Source organism: Janthinobacterium sp. SUN176 (assembly GCF_030587335.1).
Taxonomy (GTDB): domain Bacteria; phylum Pseudomonadota; class Gammaproteobacteria; order Burkholderiales; family Burkholderiaceae_D; genus Janthinobacterium; species Janthinobacterium kumbetense.
The window spans coordinates 2,136,887-2,153,072 of sequence record NZ_JAPWIA010000001.1 but is presented as its reverse complement, the minus strand read 5'-3'; the positions used below and the strand labels follow the sequence as shown (position 1 = coordinate 2,153,072).

14 protein-coding genes are annotated in these 16,186 nt (G+C 66.7%); 1 reads left to right on the top strand and 13 read right to left on the bottom strand.

All coding sequences use genetic code 11. The features are described from left to right. Nucleotides 1–16: 16 nt before the first annotated feature. The 13 genes from O3299_RS09760 to O3299_RS09700 form a co-directional block, all read right to left on the bottom strand. Nucleotides 17–739, bottom strand: coding sequence for a hypothetical protein (locus O3299_RS09760; protein ID WP_305062190.1), 723 nt, complete (start codon nt 737–739; stop codon nt 17–19). Further along, nucleotides 739–1,512 carry an ABC transporter permease subunit gene (locus tag O3299_RS09755; RefSeq protein WP_305062189.1) on the bottom strand — a complete coding sequence of 258 codons (774 nt, stop codon included), beginning with the start codon at nt 1,510–1,512 and terminating at the stop codon, nt 739–741. The genes O3299_RS09760 and O3299_RS09755 overlap by 1 nt, the downstream gene beginning before the upstream one ends. Beyond that, nucleotides 1,512–2,228, bottom strand: coding sequence for a type II secretion system protein (locus O3299_RS09750; protein WP_305062188.1), 717 nt, complete (start codon nt 2,226–2,228; stop codon nt 1,512–1,514). The genes O3299_RS09755 and O3299_RS09750 overlap by 1 nt, the downstream gene beginning before the upstream one ends. Further along, nucleotides 2,225–2,983: a hypothetical protein gene (locus O3299_RS09745; RefSeq protein WP_305062187.1), complete on the bottom strand. Its 759-nt coding sequence runs from the start codon at nt 2,981–2,983 to the stop codon at nt 2,225–2,227. The genes O3299_RS09750 and O3299_RS09745 overlap by 4 nt, the downstream gene beginning before the upstream one ends. After that, the gene (locus O3299_RS09740; RefSeq protein WP_305062186.1) at nt 2,980–3,402 is read right to left on the bottom strand and encodes a hypothetical protein; all 423 of its coding nucleotides are present in this window, start codon (nt 3,400–3,402) and stop codon (nt 2,980–2,982) included. The genes O3299_RS09745 and O3299_RS09740 overlap by 4 nt, the downstream gene beginning before the upstream one ends. Continuing rightward, nucleotides 3,399–4,070, bottom strand: a complete 672-nt coding sequence (locus tag O3299_RS09735; RefSeq protein ID WP_305052359.1) for a hypothetical protein — start codon at nt 4,068–4,070, stop codon at nt 3,399–3,401. Before O3299_RS09735 ends, O3299_RS09740 begins: the two co-directional genes overlap by 4 nt. After that, the gene (locus tag O3299_RS09730; protein ID WP_305052358.1) at nt 4,067–5,623 is read right to left on the bottom strand and encodes a hypothetical protein; all 1,557 of its coding nucleotides are present in this window, start codon (nt 5,621–5,623) and stop codon (nt 4,067–4,069) included. Before O3299_RS09730 ends, O3299_RS09735 begins: the two co-directional genes overlap by 4 nt. Before the next feature lie 7 nt (nt 5,624–5,630). Beyond that, entirely contained in the window at nt 5,631–6,836 is a 1,206-nt protein-coding gene (locus tag O3299_RS09725) for a type II secretion system F family protein (protein ID WP_251348303.1), read from the bottom strand. Beyond that, nucleotides 6,836–8,539, bottom strand: a complete 1,704-nt coding sequence (locus O3299_RS09720; protein ID WP_305062185.1) for a GspE/PulE family protein — start codon at nt 8,537–8,539, stop codon at nt 6,836–6,838. Before O3299_RS09720 ends, O3299_RS09725 begins: the two co-directional genes overlap by 1 nt. Nucleotides 8,540–8,546: 7 nt before the next feature. Beyond that, complete coding sequence (locus O3299_RS09715) at nt 8,547–9,962, bottom strand: tetratricopeptide repeat protein (RefSeq protein WP_305062184.1); 1,416 nt, start codon at nt 9,960–9,962, stop codon at nt 8,547–8,549. Next, nucleotides 9,959–11,917, bottom strand: a complete 1,959-nt coding sequence (mshL, locus tag O3299_RS09710; RefSeq protein ID WP_305062183.1) for a pilus (MSHA type) biogenesis protein MshL — start codon at nt 11,915–11,917, stop codon at nt 9,959–9,961. The genes O3299_RS09715 and mshL overlap by 4 nt, the downstream gene beginning before the upstream one ends. A 107-nt stretch (nt 11,918–12,024) precedes the next feature. Continuing rightward, nucleotides 12,025–13,548, bottom strand: coding sequence for an ExeA family protein (locus O3299_RS09705; RefSeq protein WP_305062182.1), 1,524 nt, complete (start codon nt 13,546–13,548; stop codon nt 12,025–12,027). Beyond that, nucleotides 13,545–14,273: an ABC transporter ATP-binding protein gene (locus O3299_RS09700; protein WP_305062181.1), complete on the bottom strand. Its 729-nt coding sequence runs from the start codon at nt 14,271–14,273 to the stop codon at nt 13,545–13,547. Before O3299_RS09700 ends, O3299_RS09705 begins: the two co-directional genes overlap by 4 nt. A 208-nt stretch (nt 14,274–14,481) precedes the next feature. Between O3299_RS09700 and O3299_RS09695 the strand changes: the two genes are divergently transcribed. Next, nucleotides 14,482–16,185, top strand: a complete 1,704-nt coding sequence (locus O3299_RS09695) for a GspE/PulE family protein (protein ID WP_305062180.1) — start codon at nt 14,482–14,484, stop codon at nt 16,183–16,185. The last annotated feature ends 1 nt before the right edge of the window (nt 16,186 follow it).

The window sequence follows — 16,186 nt, the reverse complement described above, 5'->3', positions numbered from 1 at the left end:
GGCGCGCATGGCAGGGTCATGGCGTGGCCTTTGCTTTCTTCTTGGCAAGTTCGTCGAGCCGGCGCGCGAGGAAGGCCAGTTCGTGCGGATCGCTGATCTGGCCGCTGGCGAGCAGGCCGCCGATCACCAGGCGGGCGCTGTCGAGCTGGTCCATGTCTTCCAGGATGAACGCTTCCATCTCGCGCACCCAGGATGGCACTTGCGGCCCCGTCGCCAGCCGCCGCAGTTCACGCGCATACGACAGGGCCAGCGGCAGGTCGTGCAGCTGGTGCTTCGCCACCAGCGCCGCCTGCGCCATGGCGGGCCAGCGGCGCTGCGGGTCGGCCGCGAAGCTGGCGGCGACAAAGGCCAGCATGCGCCGCACGCGCTGCGGGTCTGCCACGCCCGCGTACACTTCGCTGGCGGCCACCAGCGCATACTGGCTGCGCGGATCGAGCGTTTGCGCCGTCTCCAGCCAGCCGGCCAGGCGGTCATAGTCGAGTTCGCGCCACGGCAGGCTGACACCGGCCTGGTCTTCGAACGACTGCAGGTACAGCAACATGGCTTTCGACATGGCCAGCGGCTCGCCCAGGCTGGCCAGGCGCGCCACGCTCGCCGGCGGCGCGGCGGGCAGGGGCCGCGCCTGCGCCGGCGCTTGCTGCTGCGCCAGGCGCCAGCCCAACTGCAGCAGCAGGCATGCCGCCAGCAGCCAGCACAGGGGGCGCGGCACGCTGCTCCAGGGGCGCTGGGCGGCGGCCATCAGATGTTCCTGCGGTAAAAGTCGCACAGCGCGCAGCTGGCCAGCAAGGCCACGTAGATGCCGGTTTGCGCCGCCACATTGGCCATGGCTGGCCAGTCGCCGGTGGCGTACAGCAGCCATTCCGTGCGCGCAAAGGCGTCCAGGCGGGGCAGCAGCAGGGCCAGCACGTCGATGGCGCCAGCCGTGGCCCGCTGCGCCAGCGAGTCGCCCGCCTGCGGGCCGTGCGCCAGCAGTTGCAGGCTGCCCAGCATGCGCGCCAGCACGTAGAAACCGCAAGTCGCGGCCAGCGCCGGCAGGGCCTGCTGCAGGCTGGCCGCGCACAGCAGGCTGAAGGCGGCGACGATCCACAATTCGCCCAGCAGCGACAGCGCCCACAGCGCGCTTTGCGCGGGCGCGGCGAACAGCGCCATCAGCAGGCCGAACAGCACGGCGGGCACGGCTGCCAGGGCCCCGTAGCCCAGCAGTTTGCCCAGCAGGTAGGCGGCTCGCGGCATGGGCAGCGCCAGCAGCAGTTCCAGGCCCCGGTCGGCCGCTTCGCGCGCCATGCTGGTGATGATGAAGGTGGCCAGCAGGAAGACGCCGGCCAGGCGCAAGGCGGCCGCCAGCAGCGCCGCCTGCACGGCGCCGCTTTCCGTCAGCGCCAGTTGCTGCAGGAAGCCGGCCAGGGCGGCGGCGCCGCAGGCGGCCAGCAGGAACAGCCACGGCAGGCGGCTGCGCAGCGCTTCGAGCAAGGTGTAGCGGGCGATGGTGGCGGCGGGCGAGAGCATGGGCATCAGCGGGGCAGCCTTTGCGCCGCCACCATGCGGTTGAACAGGATGTTCGGCGACAGCCAGACGACGATATCGTCGAACTCGCCGCCGGGCTGCTGCGGGCCGCTGGCGGCGCGGCTGATGACGGTGGTGGCGTTCGAGGCATTGTTGCGCTCGTCGACATTGTTGCCGAAAGGCACAGCCTGGCGCTGGCCCTGCACGCCCGTGGCGCCGAAGCCGTTCTTGCCGTGCGACATGATCATGGCGGGAATGTCGTTCAAGGCCGTCGCCTGCAGCAGCGCGCCGCCATTGCGCGTGACGATGCTGATGTCGCGCGGCGTCGACAGGCTGAAAAGCTGGCCGCTGTCGCTGAAGGCCGGCGTCACGCTGTAGCGGAACAGATTGTTCCAGCTGTCGCCCTGGCGCAACCCCAGGGTGGCCCAGGGCAGGAAACCGGCGCGCTTTTCGCCCGTGCAGCGGGTGCCGCGCCGGTCTTCCAGGCCGCTCATGGCGGAGATGGCGGGACAGGGCAGGTAGCCGTAGCGCAGCGCGTAGCCCGTCAGCGCTTCCTTCGCTTCATTCAGCGCCTGTTGCGTCTCGGCCACCTTGCGCTGTTCCAGTTGCACCGTCAAGGGCGTGACCAGGCCGCCTATCATCAAGCCCACGATGACGAGCACGATGGCGATCTCGATCAGGGAAAAGCCGCCCTGGCGGCGCGAAGGATGCGGGCGGGGGCTCATGGCAGGTTGCGCGCGGCGCGCATGCGTTGGTACAGGGTGGGCAAGGTAATCCAGGTGAGCATGTCGTCGAAGGCGCCGCCGGGCAGCGCGGCATTGTCGGTGGCGGGGCGGGCGATGAAACTGCGGCTGGCGCGGTCGTTTGCAGCTTCGTCGAGATTGCCGCGTGCCGTATTGATCTGCGTCACGCCGCTGGCGGCCGTGCCGTAGTGCTCCTTGCCTTGCGAGAACAGCACGACGGGCAGGCATTCGACGCTGACGTCGCACAGTGCCTGGCCCGCGACGAAGGCGAATTCGCCGCGCGCGTCGCGCTCGAGCACGACCCGGTTGGCGACGGCGGAAAACGAGACGATGGGCGCGCGCGCCATTTCCGGCGTGACGCTGTAGCGCAGCAGCTTGCCCCAGGCGTCGCTGCCCGCCACGCCCAGCGCCACCCACGGCAGGAAGCCGCTGCAGGCGGCATCGTCGGCGCAGTCGGCGGCCCGTTCGCGCCCGTCGAGGGCGGAGGCGGCCGGACGGGGCAGGCGGCCATTGACCGCCGCAAAGCCCAGCAAGGCTTCGCGCGCCTGCGCTAGGGTGTCCAGCGTGCGCTGCTGGCGTTCGGCCTCGCCCGTCTTGCGGCCAAAGGCGCTGATCAGCAGGCTGGCCGCGCCCAGGCCCAGCACGGCCACCAGCAGCAACAGGGCGGCGCCCCGCTGGCGACGAGGTTGCCAACGAGCTTGCCGATGAGGTTGACAATGAGCTTGCCGTAGCGTCATGGCGGCGTCTCCTGCGCCTCGGTGACCGTGCCGCTGGCCGGATCGTAGCGCTGGCCAGGTTTCAGCAGCACCGCCTGGCCATTCGACAGGCGCAGGGTCAGGGTGCCGGGCTTGTCGCGGGCAAGGCGGTTGTGCGGCTCGTTCTGCGCTTCCTGGTTCAGCCAGACGGTGGAGCGGCCGCTGCTGCGCTGCACCACGCCATTCAATTCCACGGGCGGCGCGGGCGGCGGAGGTGGCGGTGGCGTGGGGGCAGCCAGGGCGGGATCGGGTGGCGGCGGCCCGTAGCGCTGCGCGTCGAGCTGGGCGCGCTGCTGGGGCGACAGGAACAAACGTCCCAGCGGCTGCGCCTGCGCCGTGAGCGCGGCGCCGGCCAGCAGCGCGCACAGGATGCGGGTGCGCAGGACGAGGGCGGACCTCATGGCCGCCCCGGCACGGGCACGCTGTTGACGGTCAGCCACAGCAGTTCGCATTCGGCGCCCAGGGTCGGCACCGCCTCGCCGCCGGCCGCGCCATGGCGCTTGAGCGTGCAATCCTGCACGGCGAAATAGCCGGCCTGGCGCAAATCGTCAAACAGATTCAGCAAGTCCATTTCGTGCAGCAAATCCATCTGCAGGCGCATGCGGCTGCCGCGCAGGTGATATTGCCCCATCACCATGGGCAACGGCACGGGCAGCGCTTGCTGCGGGCTGATGTCATAGCTGATCGGCAGCAATTTGCGCTGTTCCTGGCTGCGGCGGATGGCGTCGATCCAGGCCAGGCGGTTTTCCTCGCCGATCAGGCCGCGCTGGCGCAGGGCCAAAAATTGCGGTTCGTAGGCGCGGATTTCCTGCTTTTCCGCTTCCGCGTGGTTGAACAGGGTGGCCGCCGCCGTGCGCGTGTGCTGGGCCAGGTACAGCTGTTGCGCTTCGCGCATGCGATAGGCGGCGGTTAGGCTCAGCAGCAGCAGGCTGGCCAGCAAGGTCAGCGCAAAGCACAGCAGGGCGGCGCGTACCAGGTGCAGTTCGCCCAGCCAGGCGGGCAGGGTGCGCGTGGGCGTGCCTGCCCGCTGCATGCCGGGCAGGGGCGGCTGCTTCACGGGGCCGCTCATGGCTGCCACTCCAGCAAGAGGGTAAAGCGGGCCTGGCTGTCCTGCGCCGGTGCGGCGCTCTTGCCGGACAGGGCCGCGCTGGGACGCAGGTCGAGCGGCGTTTCCTCGATCGTCACCTGCATGCGCGGCTGGCGCGCCAGCGTTTGCGCGAAGGCCGTGATGGCGGCCAGCGCGGCGCGGTAGTCATTGTTCGGCATGGCTACGTCCGCTTCCAGGCGCAGCGCCTGCGGCGGCGCGACAGGGATGCCGGCCAGGGCGCTGCGGGGCGGCGCAGTCTGCTGCGGCGGCGGCTGGCCGGCGGCCGTGCGCGCGGGCGCCTGGCCCGCGTGCCAGTGCAGCTGGCCCAGCGCGACCTGCGGCGCCTGGTCCAGCGCGGCGCTCAGCATGCCCAGCAGGCGGCCCGGCTCCGGCGCCTGGCTGGCGATCATCTGGCCCAGGGTGACGGCCACTTTCATGTTCTGCGTCTTGGCCGGCGCCGGCGGCTGCGTCGACATGACGCTGCGGTAGCGTTCCTGGTAGGACGCCGTTTCCTGCGCCAGCCGCTGCGTGCTGGCCCCGTCGGCGATGCCTCCAAGCAAATTGATCACGCACCACAGGGCGGCCGACGCGCCGATCAGGGCGCTGGCGCCGTACAGCGTCTTGCGCGCGCGCTGGAAGTGGTAATAGCGGGCCAGCGCGCCGGGCGGATAGTGGCTGGACGGCGGATGCTTGCCCAGCAAGGTCAGCAGCAATTCGTCGGCCAGCGCCGGCGTCTGGCGCAAGCCCACCCGTTCTCCGGCCAGCTGCAGGTCGATGAAGTGGTAAGCCACTTCGACGCCGTTATCGCACAGCAGCTCGAGCTTGGCGATCTGCGCGGCCGGCGCCAGGATGACGGTATTCAAGACGTCGCCGCGCGCCAGCATGCGCGTGCTGGTGAGAAATTGCCGTGTCTTTTCCGTTTCCAGCGCGATATTCACGGCCACGCCGTCGAGCGCGATGGTCGCCGTCTGGCGCGAAAAGCGCAGCTGGCCCTTTTCATAGTAACTTTGCCGCAAGCCGCCCGATTGCTGCGTCACCAGCAGCAAGTGTTCATGCGCGATCGACAGCTTTTTGACCAGCGCGATACTGAGCAGGCTGGTCGAATAGATGCCGGCCACGGGCACGCGCAAGTGTTCGAGCGCCTCCGTCCACGGCTGCAGCAAGGTGGGATTGGTGAGGGCGAAAAACAGTACCTGGTCGTCGTGGCGTCCCGTGCTTTCGCGCCCCAGCAGGGTGCTGCCCCGGTAGGGCGTGTCGCGGTGTAACTGCTGCTTGCGCCGCTCCAGCAGGGCGCGGCCCGCCTTGCCGCGCACGTGGGGCACGAGCTGATGCTGGAAATCTTCCTCGATCAAGTCCGTCAGCAGGTAGGCGGGCACGTCGAGCCTGCGCTCCTGCGGGTCTTCCAGCCACGCGGCGAAGCCGTCCAGCCCGGCCGCGCTGGCGGGGAAGGCCTGGCCGGGGCCCAGCACGCCGTGGTTCCAGTCGTAGGCGCACAGGGCGTCGCTGGTGAGGTAGAGTAATTGTTTGCGGAACACGGCGGCCTCAGGTTTTGATGGTGCTGATGGTGTCGTAGATCGGCCCCAGCACCGACAGCATGATCCAGCCCAGCAGCAAGCCCAGGATGACCGTCATGGCCGGTTCGATCATGGCTTGCACTTTCTCAATCAACTCCTTCACTTCGCGGTTGTAAAAGTAACTGACATTGCGCAAGGCCGTGTCCAGCGAACCCGTGGACTCGCCCACCTTCAGCATGCGGATCACCAGCGGCGGGAAGATGCCCGTGTGCTGGAAGGCGGCGGTGACGCCGTAACCTTCGCTGATCAGCTGCGCGGCGCGGCGCAGGCCGGCCGCCACCACCTGGTTGCCGGCGATGCCCTCGGACAGGCGGATGCATTCGAGGATGGTGATGCCGGAGGCATACATCAGGGCAAAAAACGTGGCGAAGCGGGCCAGGATGATCTTGTGCAGCACGGGACCGACCAGCCACAGCCGAAGTTTCAAGCCATCCCAGGCGTAGCGGGCCGCCCCGCTGCGGCGGATGAGCGCGCGCAGCCCGAAAAACAGCAGCACGGGCAGGGCCAGCAGCAGATACCAGTAATCGATGAAGACATTCGACACGGCAATGAGCACGCGCGTGTGCAGCGGCAGCTCGCCGCCCATGTTGCGGATGAACGCCGTCAGCTGCGGTACCAGGTAGATCATCAGGAAAAACGTCACGGCCGCCACGACGATGGCGACGACGACGGGGTACATGACGATCTTGCGCGTCTGCGAAGCCAGCTCATCTTGCCATTTCAGGCTTTCCGACAGGTTCTTGAAGACGTCGGCGATCCGGCCGCTCTGTTCTCCCGCCAGTATCAGGCTGGTGAACGTGGCGTCGAAGATGTCGCCATGCTGGGCCAGCGCGCCCGAGAGGGGCAGGCCGCCCTCGATGCTTTCGATCAGATCCGTGACGACTTCGCGCAGGCGCGGGTGGTCCGTGCTTTCGCGCAAGTCGTTCAAGCCTTCCAGGATGGGCACGCCCGCGCCCGTCAACTGTTCCATGTGGAAACAGAAATTGATCAGGTCGCGGCGGTGGATGATGCGCTTGCCCAGCAGCACCAGGTACTGGCCCGTGATCTTGCAGTCGATCAAGTCGAGCTGCATGCGGTGCAGGCGCGCTTCCAGGTCCGGCACGTTGGCCGCCTCCATGCTGCCGGGAATCAGGGCGCCGGCCGCATCCATTGCGCGGTAGACATATTGCGCCATCAGGCCAGCCTTTCCGTCAGGTCGACCACGCGGCCCACTTCTTCCAGGGTGGTGACGCCTTCCAGCACGCGGCGCATGCCGTCGTCGACGATGCCTTTGAAGCCGGCCGCGCGCGCCGCGGCCTTGAGCTCGCGCAAACTGGCGCGGCGCGCCGTCAATTCGTCGAGTTCGGCCGTCATCTTGAGGATTTCCATGATGGCCAGGCGGCCCTTGTAGCCCTGGTGCGCGCAGCGTTCGCAGCCGGCGGCGCGGCAGATGCTGACGGCGGGCGCTTCGCACGCAAGGCCCAGCAGGCGCCGTTCGATGGCATCGGCGATGACGGTTTCCTTGCAATGCGGACACAAACGCCGCACCAGGCGCTGCGCCACGATGCCGATGATGTTGCCGGCCATGATGTCGGGCAAGATGCCGATGTCGAGCAGGCGCGCCACGGAACCGATGGCCGAGCTCGTATGCAGGGTGGAATACACCTGGTGGCCCGTCATGGCGGCGGCAAACGCCATTTCCGCCGTTTCGCGGTCGCGGATCTCGCCCACGAGGATGATGTCGGGGTCTTGCCGCATCATCGAGCGGATGCCGTCGGCAAAGCCCAGCTTGACGGATTCGTTGACGGAGGTCTGGCGTATCATGTTCATCGGATACTCGACCGGGTCCTCCAGGGTCATGATGTTGACGCTTTCCGTATTGATATGGTTGAGTATCGAATACAGGGTGGTGGTCTTCCCGCTGCCCGTCGGGCCCGTCACGAGGATCACGCCGTCGGGGCGCGCGATCATGAGTTTCAACAAGTTCAATTCCGCCTCGGCCAGGCCCAGGGCGTCCAGCGGCACGATGCCCTTTTGCCGGTCCAGCACGCGCAGCACGACGTTTTCGCCATGCGTGGTGGGCTGCGCCGACGCGCGGAAGTCGATTTGCCGGCCGGAAAACTTGATGCTGATGCGCCCATCCTGCGGCGCGCGCGCCTCGGCGATATTCATGTTCGACATCACCTTCAGGCGCACGGCCATGGCCGGCCAGTACGATTTGTGCAGGCTGCGGATTTGCCGCAGGATGCCGTCGATGCGGTAGCGGATGCGCAGGAACGACTGTTCCGGCTCGAAATGGATGTCCGAGGCGCCGTTCTGCACGGCGTCGGCCAGCAACGCGTCGATCAGGCGCACCATGGGCTGGCTGTATTCGTCCGACGGCGAGGCCATGCTTTGATAGCTGACTTCACCCGTTTCGATTTCGTGCAGGATGCCGTCGATCGACAGTTCGAAGCCATAGTACTGGTCGATGGCGCGCGAAATATCCGATTCGTTGACGAGCACGGTGGAAATCGTGATGCCCTTGACCAGCATGGCGCTGATTTGATCGAGCGCAACGATGTTGCTCGTGTCGGCCATGGCCAGGATCAGGTTATCCGCCTGCCGCTCGTAGACGATGGGAAAGACGCGGTAGCGCTTGGCCACGTCCTTCGGTATCAGCTTTAATGCGATGGCGTCGACCACCAGGCTGGACAGGTCCGCGCTGACCTGTTTCAGGTTTTCGCTGAGCGCCTCGCGCACGGTGGCTTCCGTGACAAAACCCAGGGTGATCAGCAGCTTGCCCAGCGGTTCGCTGCTGCGCCGCTGTTCGATCAGGGCGATGCGCAGCTGGTCTTCGCTGATCACGCCTTTCTGGATCAGCAGCTTGCCGAGGGGAAGTTTTGCCTGTTCTGCCATGTGATGCTTATTCCTGACGGGGTGTGATGACGGCCGGCTCGGCCGGGGCTGCAGGGGCCGCCAGTTCGCGCAAGCGCGTTTGCACGACGGCCTGGTCGAAGGCGGCGGGCGTCGTTTGCGCCAGGGTCAAGGCGCGCTGGTAATACGTGGCGGCCAGCCGGGGCTGGTTCAGCCGATCCAGGCCCACGGCCAGGTTGAAGGCATAGTCGGGATTGCCCGGCGCGGCGCCGTAGGCGCGGAAGAATTGCTGCTGCGCTTCGTTCCAGCGGCGCTGCTTGGCGTACACATTGCCCAGTGCAAACAGCACGGGGGCGCTGTCGGGGTTGCGCGCCAGGATGGCTTTCAATTTTGCCTCGCTCTGCGCCACGTCGCCCTGGCGCAGCCCGATCAGGCCGGCCAGCGCCTCGCCATCGTCGGGATTGATTTCCAGCAAACGCACGTACAGGGCCGCCGCCTGCGCGCCCTGGTTTTCGCGCAGGGCCACTGCCGCCAGGCCCAGCAGCGCATCGCGGTTGGTGGCATCCTGCCGCAGCACCGTTTCATATTGCTGACGAGCAAGACCCAACTGGCCCCCGTTGAAGGCTTGATAGGCTTGCTGCACGTCGGGGTTGATTTGCGGCGCGGCCACGCTGCGCTGCACCTGGATCTGGCTGTTGTCGGGCGCGGCCACCGGTGGCAGGCTGGGCGCTGCGGGCGGCGCCATGTGCGCCAGCTGCGCCGCTACGGCGGCCTGGGCCGCCGCCTGTATCATCGCCTGCTGGTCCTGTGCTGACTCTGGCTGGCGCGCGTCGCGCGGGGTGTCGGGCGGCAGCGCCGCGGGCGTCATGGCGTCCGGCGGCGCGGCACCCGTCGCCGGCACCACCACGACGGGGCCGGCGACGCCGGCCGTGCCTGGGGCATCCGTCAGCGGCATGGGCACGCCGGGCAAGTTGGCGCCCGCGCCGGGGCTGGTGCTGGCGCGCCAGTACCAGTACGCCATGGAGCCGACCACCAGCAGCAGGATCGCCAGCAGCACGGCCAGGCGCACGGTGACCGGGTCGACGCTGATGGGGCCGGTGGGGCCTTTCGGCGGCGGATTGCTGCGGCTGGCACGAGGCCGGGCGGGCGGCGCTTCCGGCCGGGCGCGCGGCGGCTCGGGCGGCGGGCCTGACTGCGCGCCTTGCTGTGAACCTGGCTGTGGCTCAGGCTGGGAGGCACTCTGTGCCGGCTGCGGCGCGGGCGCGTCCGCCAGCGGTTCCAGGCGCAAGGTGCTTGCCGGCTGCACGGGCGCTGGCGCTGGTGCGGGACGGGGCGGCAGGGCGTCGGCCGGCGCCAGTTCCAGCACCTGGTCGTAGGCTTCGGACGGCTTTTCCAGTTCTTCGTCGGAAAGGCTGTTCTGTTTGGCGCGCTCGGCTTTCTTGAGCGCCTGCATCAGCAAGCTCATGGGAAGTCTCCCTGCAAGCGCGCCTGCGGCCGGACTGGCGCCGCTGGCGGACCATCCGTGTAGGGCTGGGTGTTGAGCGGCGCCTGGCCGGGCAGCAGGTAGCGGTAATCGCGGTAATCGCCTTCGACGCTGGCATCCTTGACGACGACGGGGCGCATGAAGATAACCAGCTCCGTCTTGCTGCTTGCCTCATTGCGGTAGGTAAACAGATTGCCCACCAAGGGCAGGCTGGACAGGCCTGGCACGCCATCCTTGGCATTGTCGATGGAGTCTTGCATCAGGCCGCCCATCACGGCGATCTGGCCATTGCCCACTTTCATGATCGATTCCAGCTCGCGCGCCTGGATCACGGGCACGCGGCTTTGCACGTTGGCCGTGGCCAGGGCCGGATTCGGGTCTTGCACGTAGCCGACGATGCGCGTGATGGTGGGGCGCACGTTGAGGGTCACTTCATCGCTGTCGGAAATCTGCGGCGTGACGCTCATGACGAAGCCGACGGGCACCGTTTCCAGTTTCGATTCATAGGTGGCCGGCGTGGTGATGGTGCCCGTCGAGCTGATCACGGCGGGCGTCACCTTGATGGTAAAGAAGACATTGTTGTCGACCACCTTCAGCATGGCCGTCTGGTTGTTCAGCACGCTGATCTTCGGACTGGACAGCACTTTCACCTTGCCGAACGATTCGAGCAGCTGGATGGTGGTGGAAAAGCTGTCTTTCAGATAATTGAGCAGGAAGATGCCGGGCGTGGCGTTCGGCGTGACGCCGCTGGACAGGCCCGCCGTGCCCACTTGTCCCTGGCGCAATTGCAGGCTGCCCGTCAGGCGCGACCAGTTGATGCCTTGCTGGTATTCATTGCTCAGGCGCACCTCGATGATGGTTGCCTCGATCAGCACTTGCCGCTTGGCGCTGTGCAATACCGCGTCGAGGAATTCGGCGATCTTTTCATGCTGGCGGCCCGTGGCGCGCACGGCGATCAGGCCGCCCTCGACGTTGACGACGACGGACGAGGGGCTGCCCTTGTTGGCCAGTTTGAGCAGCGGCATGCCGTTCGCGTCCAGCGGCTGGCCGGGAGCCGCGTTCTGGCTGGGCGCCTGCTGGCCCGGCGCATTCTGGTTCCCGTTCGGGTTGCCATACTGCATCGGCGGCTGGGCGCCGTACTGGCCGGCCGCACCGGCGGCAGGGTAGGCGCCGGCCTGGTTCTGCTGCTGTCCCTGCTGTCCCTGCTGGCCTGGCATGCTCGTCAATTGCTGATTCAGCTGCGCCAGCGGGTCCACCTGCACGTCGTTGAGCGTGGTCTCGCGCAGCAGGTCGCGGATATTCTTTTCCAGGCTGTACCAGAAATTATTTTCCGAACGATTCACGACGAGGGTGGTCGAATTGTTATTGCCGTTGCCGCCGCTGCCTTGCGTGCTGCCCACGGGGTTGCTGGCGTTGTTCGACCCGCCGCCCGCCGTGGAGATTTGCGTGGCGATATTCACGCTGCTGTTGGTGCTGCGCGCCATGTTGACGTAATCGACCTTGTAAGTGCGCCAGACGGGCGCGTCGGGCAGCACCGTCAGGTTCTTGCCATCGATTTCGTAGCGCATATCGACTTGCTTGCCGATACGCGCCAGCAGTTGCGGCAGGGTCTGGTTCAACGCATTCAGGGTGACGCTGCCTTCGATCTGCGGGTGGATGTCGATATTCATGCCCGCGTCGCGCGCCAGCGCAAACAGCAGCGATTGCACGGGCACCTTGTGCACGGTGACGCTGTAGGTTTCCACCTTGGGCGCGGGCAGGGGCGCGGCTAGCGCGCTGCTTTGCTGCACCGGTTCGGGAATGACGCCGGCGGCGACGGGCGCGGCATTGAGGTGGGCCGGCGACAGCGGCGTTTGATGCGTGGCGCAGCCGGCCAGCATGGTGCTGCAGGCGAGGGCGACCCAAGAGGTCAGCACAGGAATAGGGTGTTGAGTCATGAAAAGTTCGCCCTTGAAGTCGTGTTGTGCTTTTGTAATTTTACCCAGCATGATCGCTTAAAAGCAATCGGCTGTGCAGGCTTGGGAGGCAATATGCTGAAATAAAGTCAGGGGGCGCCACGCCCTGGTTTTTCCGGTGTCAGGGCTTTTATTTCTGTGCGGATACTGTCTATGTCGCTCAGCAATATTTTCTGCGGCGACGCCGGGGCCAGCCTGGCCCACACGGCTTCGGCGCTGGCCTGGTCGGCAAAGCTGCCATAGACGATGAGCAGGCGCGCGGCGGAGGTCGCGGGCGGCGTATTTGCGGGCGCGGACGCGGTTGCGGGCATGGCGCCAGGCAGGCGAAACACGTGGAGGTCGTGCAGGCCGGTGGCTTGCTGCGCCTGCCGCAGGAAGGTTTCCGCCGCAACTGTCTCGGTGGCGGGCAGGCTGGCGATGTGCAGCACCAGTTGCTTCGGCCCTTGTCGCGCCAGCCAGTCGCGCGATTCGGCCAGCTTGCTGTCGAGCAGCGTTGACGGGGCGGGCTGCGGTGCGCGCACAAGCGCTGCCTTGAGCGTGCCTGGTGCCGCGTCGGCGGGCGCGGCGGAGCGTGCCTGGGATGCGTGGGATGCCTGGCTTGCCGGCGTCGCCATGCTGGCTGTCGCCGCAGTCCGATCCTCGCTGCCTGCCCGCCATTGCCACAGCAGAGCAAAGGCCAGCAACAGCATCAGCGCGCTCAAGGCGCCTGCCAGCAGCTTGCCCGCATGCCAGGGCGGGCGGTAAAAGGGGCTGTCGGCGATGGCCAGGCGCACGTGGCGCGCGCTGATTTCCTGCGCATCGTCCGCAAACGCGGCCAGCAAGGCCTTGTCGGCTAGGATATTGATCCTGCGCACGATGCCCTGCGCCGCGCGCGCCAGCCGGCGCCGCGCGGCCGGCGTAAAAACGAGCGGCGCCGGGCGGCCGGCGGCGGCCAGGCGGCATGCCAGATAGTCGTCCAGCAAGGCTGGCGGCAGGCGCGGCACGCTGAAACTGTGGGTGATGCGTTCCTTCAACTGGCGGAACTGGGGCAAGTCCAGGGTGTGCTGCAATTCCGGCTGGCCAAACAGAACGATTTGCAGCAGCTTGTGGCTGGCCGTTTCCAGGTTCGTCAGCAGGCGTAGCGCTTCCAGGGTGGCGCCCGGCATGGCTTGCGCTTCTTCGGCCAGCAACACCACCTGGCGTCCCGCCGCATGCCTGGCGATCAGCTCGCCGTGCAGGGCGCGCAGGACGGCATCGGCGCGGCAGCCATCCAGTTCCAGGCCCAGTTCGGCGGCGATGGCGTGCAAGACTTCGTCCGGTTCCAGGCGGGGATTGAGCAGGTACAGCACGTCGACTTGGGGCGGCAGGCGTTCGGCCAGCATGCGGCACAGCATGGTCTTGCCGCTGCCCACTTCGCCCGTCAGCTTGATGATGCCTTCGCCTTGCATGACGGCATACAGCAGCGCAGCGAGCAGCTCGCCCCGCGTATTGCCCGTATAAAAGAAGGCCGGGTCCGGCGTGATGCCGAACGGCGCCGTGCGCAAGCCGAAATGGCGCAGATACATGCCGTGCGGCGAGGGCGCATACGGCCGTCCGGGCGGCGTGGCAGGCGGGACGTGCGGGTCGGGGTTCATGCTGCGATGCAATTGAGGAAAGCCTGCTCCAGGCTGGCGTCTTGCGCGCCGCCGTGACGCGCGCGGCATTCGGCGGGCGTGCCCGTAAACACGATGCGGCCCCCATGCAGGATGGCCATGCGGTCGCACAATTCTTCCACGTCGGCCAGCGCATGCGAAGTGAGCAGGGCGCCGCGGCCTTGCGCGCGCGCTTGCCGCAAGACTTGCTTGAATTGCGCGCGCGCCTTCGGGTCGAGTCCGCTCATCGGTTCATCGAGCACCAGTTGCGGCTTGCCCGATAGCAAGCATGCGGCCAGCCCCAGTTTCTGCATCATGCCTTTCGAATACTCGCGCGCGGGGCGCAGCAGGGCGTCCGGCGCCAGGTCCAGCGCGTCCAGGGTGTGTTGCAGCGCTTGCGCATCGGGGTGCACCTTGTGCAGGCGCGCCAGGTAGCGCAGGAAGTCGCCGCCCGTCAGGTAATACGGCGCCTGGAAGCGCTCCGGCAGAAACGACAGGGGCTGGCGCGCCGCGCCATGCCGGTGCGGCTGGCCGAAGATGGCGATCTCGCCCCGTTCCGGCGTACAGAAGTCCAGCAGGCATTTCAGCAGGGAAGTCTTGCCCGCGCCATTCACGCCAACCAGGCCGAACAGTTCTCCCGCGTGCACCTGCAGGTCGACGCCGCGCAGCACGGCGCTGCCCGCCAGCTGCAGATGCACGTTGTGGAACTCGATGGCGCAAGCGTTCATAGTGGCAATGGTCGGCAGGCAAGACGGGGTACGACCGCCATTATTGCCATGGGTGCCGGCGGGCGGCAAGTGTTTACTTGCTGAGTGTTGAAATGCGCAAAAATCAAATGATGGAATGTATTTTCTTTAAGAAACAACAGGTTCTGGAATAAAATACCCCCGCGCGCCGCTGGCGTGCATCGTCTCATGAATCTGTCGAGGAGCAAGCATGGCAAGGCCAGAGAAAGTCCGGCTCGGTGAAATTTTGGTGCAGCAGAAATTGCTGACGGAAGAACAGTTGGGCCTGGCCTTGACGGAACAGAAGCGTTCGGGACGCAAGCTGGGCCGCGTTTTTGTCGAGCACGGCTTCGTCACGGAAGAGCAGATTTCGGGCGCCCTGGCGCGCCAGCTCGACATTCCCTATATCAATCTGAAGTTTTTCAACATCAACCCCGAACTGGTGCGGCTGCTGCCGGAAACCCAGGCGCGGCGCTTCCGCGCGCTGGTGCTGGAAGACCGCCGCGAGGGCTTGCTGGTCGGCATGTCCGATCCCACGGACCTGTTCGCGTACGATGAAATCTCGCGCCTGGTCAAGCGCCATATCGAACTGGCCGTCGTCAATGAGACGGAAGTGCTGGCCGCCATCGACCGCATCTACCGCCGCACGGAAGACATTTCCACCCTGACGCGCGAGCTGGAGCAGGACCTGGGCGACGTTTCCGTCGACTTCGGCGCGCTGGCCGCCAATCCGGGCCTGGAAGAGGCGCCCATCGTCAAGCTGCTGCAATCCGTGTTCGAGGATGCCACCCAGGTGCGCGCCTCGGATATCCACATCGAGCCGCAGGAAGGCCGGCTGCAGATCCGCTTCCGCATCGACGGCGTGCTGCACCTGCAGACGGAAGCGGACAGCAAGATCGCCAGTTCGCTGGCGCTGCGCCTGAAACTGATGTCGGACCTCGATATTTCCGAGAAGCGCCTGCCGCAGGATGGCCGCTTCGCCATCCGCGTGAAAAACCAGCGCATCGACGTGCGTATTTCCACCATGCCGACGCAATACGGCGAATCGGTGGTGATGCGGCTCCTGAACCAGGGCGGCACGACCTTGCGCCTGGACGCCATCGGCATGCCGCCTGCGCTGGTGGCGCAATTTCGCGCCATTGTCAGCCGCCCGAACGGCCTCGTGCTGGTGACGGGGCCGACCGGCAGCGGCAAGACGACGACCTTGTACTGCGCCTTGTCCGAGCTCAATTCCGTGGAAAAAAAGCTCATCACGGTGGAAGACCCCGTCGAGTACCGCTTGCCGGGCATTAACCAGGTGCAAGTAAACGACAAGATCGAGCTGAATTTCGCCAGAGTGCTGCGCTCGGCCCTGCGGCAAGATCCCGACATCGTGCTGGTGGGCGAGATGCGCGACCAGGAAACGGCGCAAATCGGCTTGCGCGCCGCCATGACCGGTCACTTGGTGCTGTCGACCCTGCATACCAACGACGCCATCAGCACGCCGCTGCGCCTGATGGACATGGGCGTGCCCCGCTACATGGTGGGCAGCTCGCTGCAAGCCGTGCTGGCGCAGCGCCTGGTGCGCGTGATCTGCGAAAGCTGCAGCACGCCATACGCGCCCACGCCGAACGAATACGAATGGCTGCGCCTGGAACTGGGCGAGCTGGTCGAACGCAACCAGTATTTCCACGGCAAGGGCTGTTCGCATTGCAACGGCATGGGTTACCGGGGCCGCACGGGCGTGTACGAATTGCTGGAAATCACGCGCGCCGTGGCCGATGCCGCCAACCATGCCGATCCTTCCCACTTCATGAAGGTGGCGACGGCGCAGATGGCGGGCGAAACCCTGCGCCGCCACGCCGTGCAGCTGGTGGTCCAGGGCCGCACGACGGTGATGGAAGCGATGCGCATCAGCAACCAGAGCGAGGATTGAG

Coding starts and splice junctions, on each gene's coding strand:
- O3299_RS09715 (WP_305062184.1), bottom strand. CDS start 9,962: ATGAGCTTGCTGATGCAGGCGCTCAAGAAAGCCGAGCGCGCCAAACAG.
- mshL (WP_305062183.1), bottom strand. CDS start 11,917: ATGACTCAACACCCTATTCCTGTGCTGACCTCTTGGGTCGCCCTCGCC.
- O3299_RS09740 (WP_305062186.1), bottom strand. CDS start 3,402: ATGAGGTCCGCCCTCGTCCTGCGCACCCGCATCCTGTGCGCGCTGCTG.
- O3299_RS09700 (WP_305062181.1), bottom strand. CDS start 14,273: ATGAACGCTTGCGCCATCGAGTTCCACAACGTGCATCTGCAGCTGGCG.
- O3299_RS09735 (WP_305052359.1), bottom strand. CDS start 4,070: ATGAGCGGCCCCGTGAAGCAGCCGCCCCTGCCCGGCATGCAGCGGGCA.
- O3299_RS09750 (WP_305062188.1), bottom strand. CDS start 2,228: ATGAGCCCCCGCCCGCATCCTTCGCGCCGCCAGGGCGGCTTTTCCCTG.
- O3299_RS09745 (WP_305062187.1), bottom strand. CDS start 2,983: ATGACGCTACGGCAAGCTCATTGTCAACCTCATCGGCAAGCTCGTTGG.
- O3299_RS09725 (WP_251348303.1), bottom strand. CDS start 6,836: ATGGCGCAATATGTCTACCGCGCAATGGATGCGGCCGGCGCCCTGATT.
- O3299_RS09705 (WP_305062182.1), bottom strand. CDS start 13,548: ATGAACCCCGACCCGCACGTCCCGCCTGCCACGCCGCCCGGACGGCCG.
- O3299_RS09755 (WP_305062189.1), bottom strand. CDS start 1,512: ATGCCCATGCTCTCGCCCGCCGCCACCATCGCCCGCTACACCTTGCTC.
- O3299_RS09720 (WP_305062185.1), bottom strand. CDS start 8,539: ATGGCAGAACAGGCAAAACTTCCCCTCGGCAAGCTGCTGATCCAGAAA.
- O3299_RS09695 (WP_305062180.1), top strand. CDS start 14,482: ATGGCAAGGCCAGAGAAAGTCCGGCTCGGTGAAATTTTGGTGCAGCAG.
- O3299_RS09760 (WP_305062190.1), bottom strand. CDS start 739: ATGGCCGCCGCCCAGCGCCCCTGGAGCAGCGTGCCGCGCCCCCTGTGC.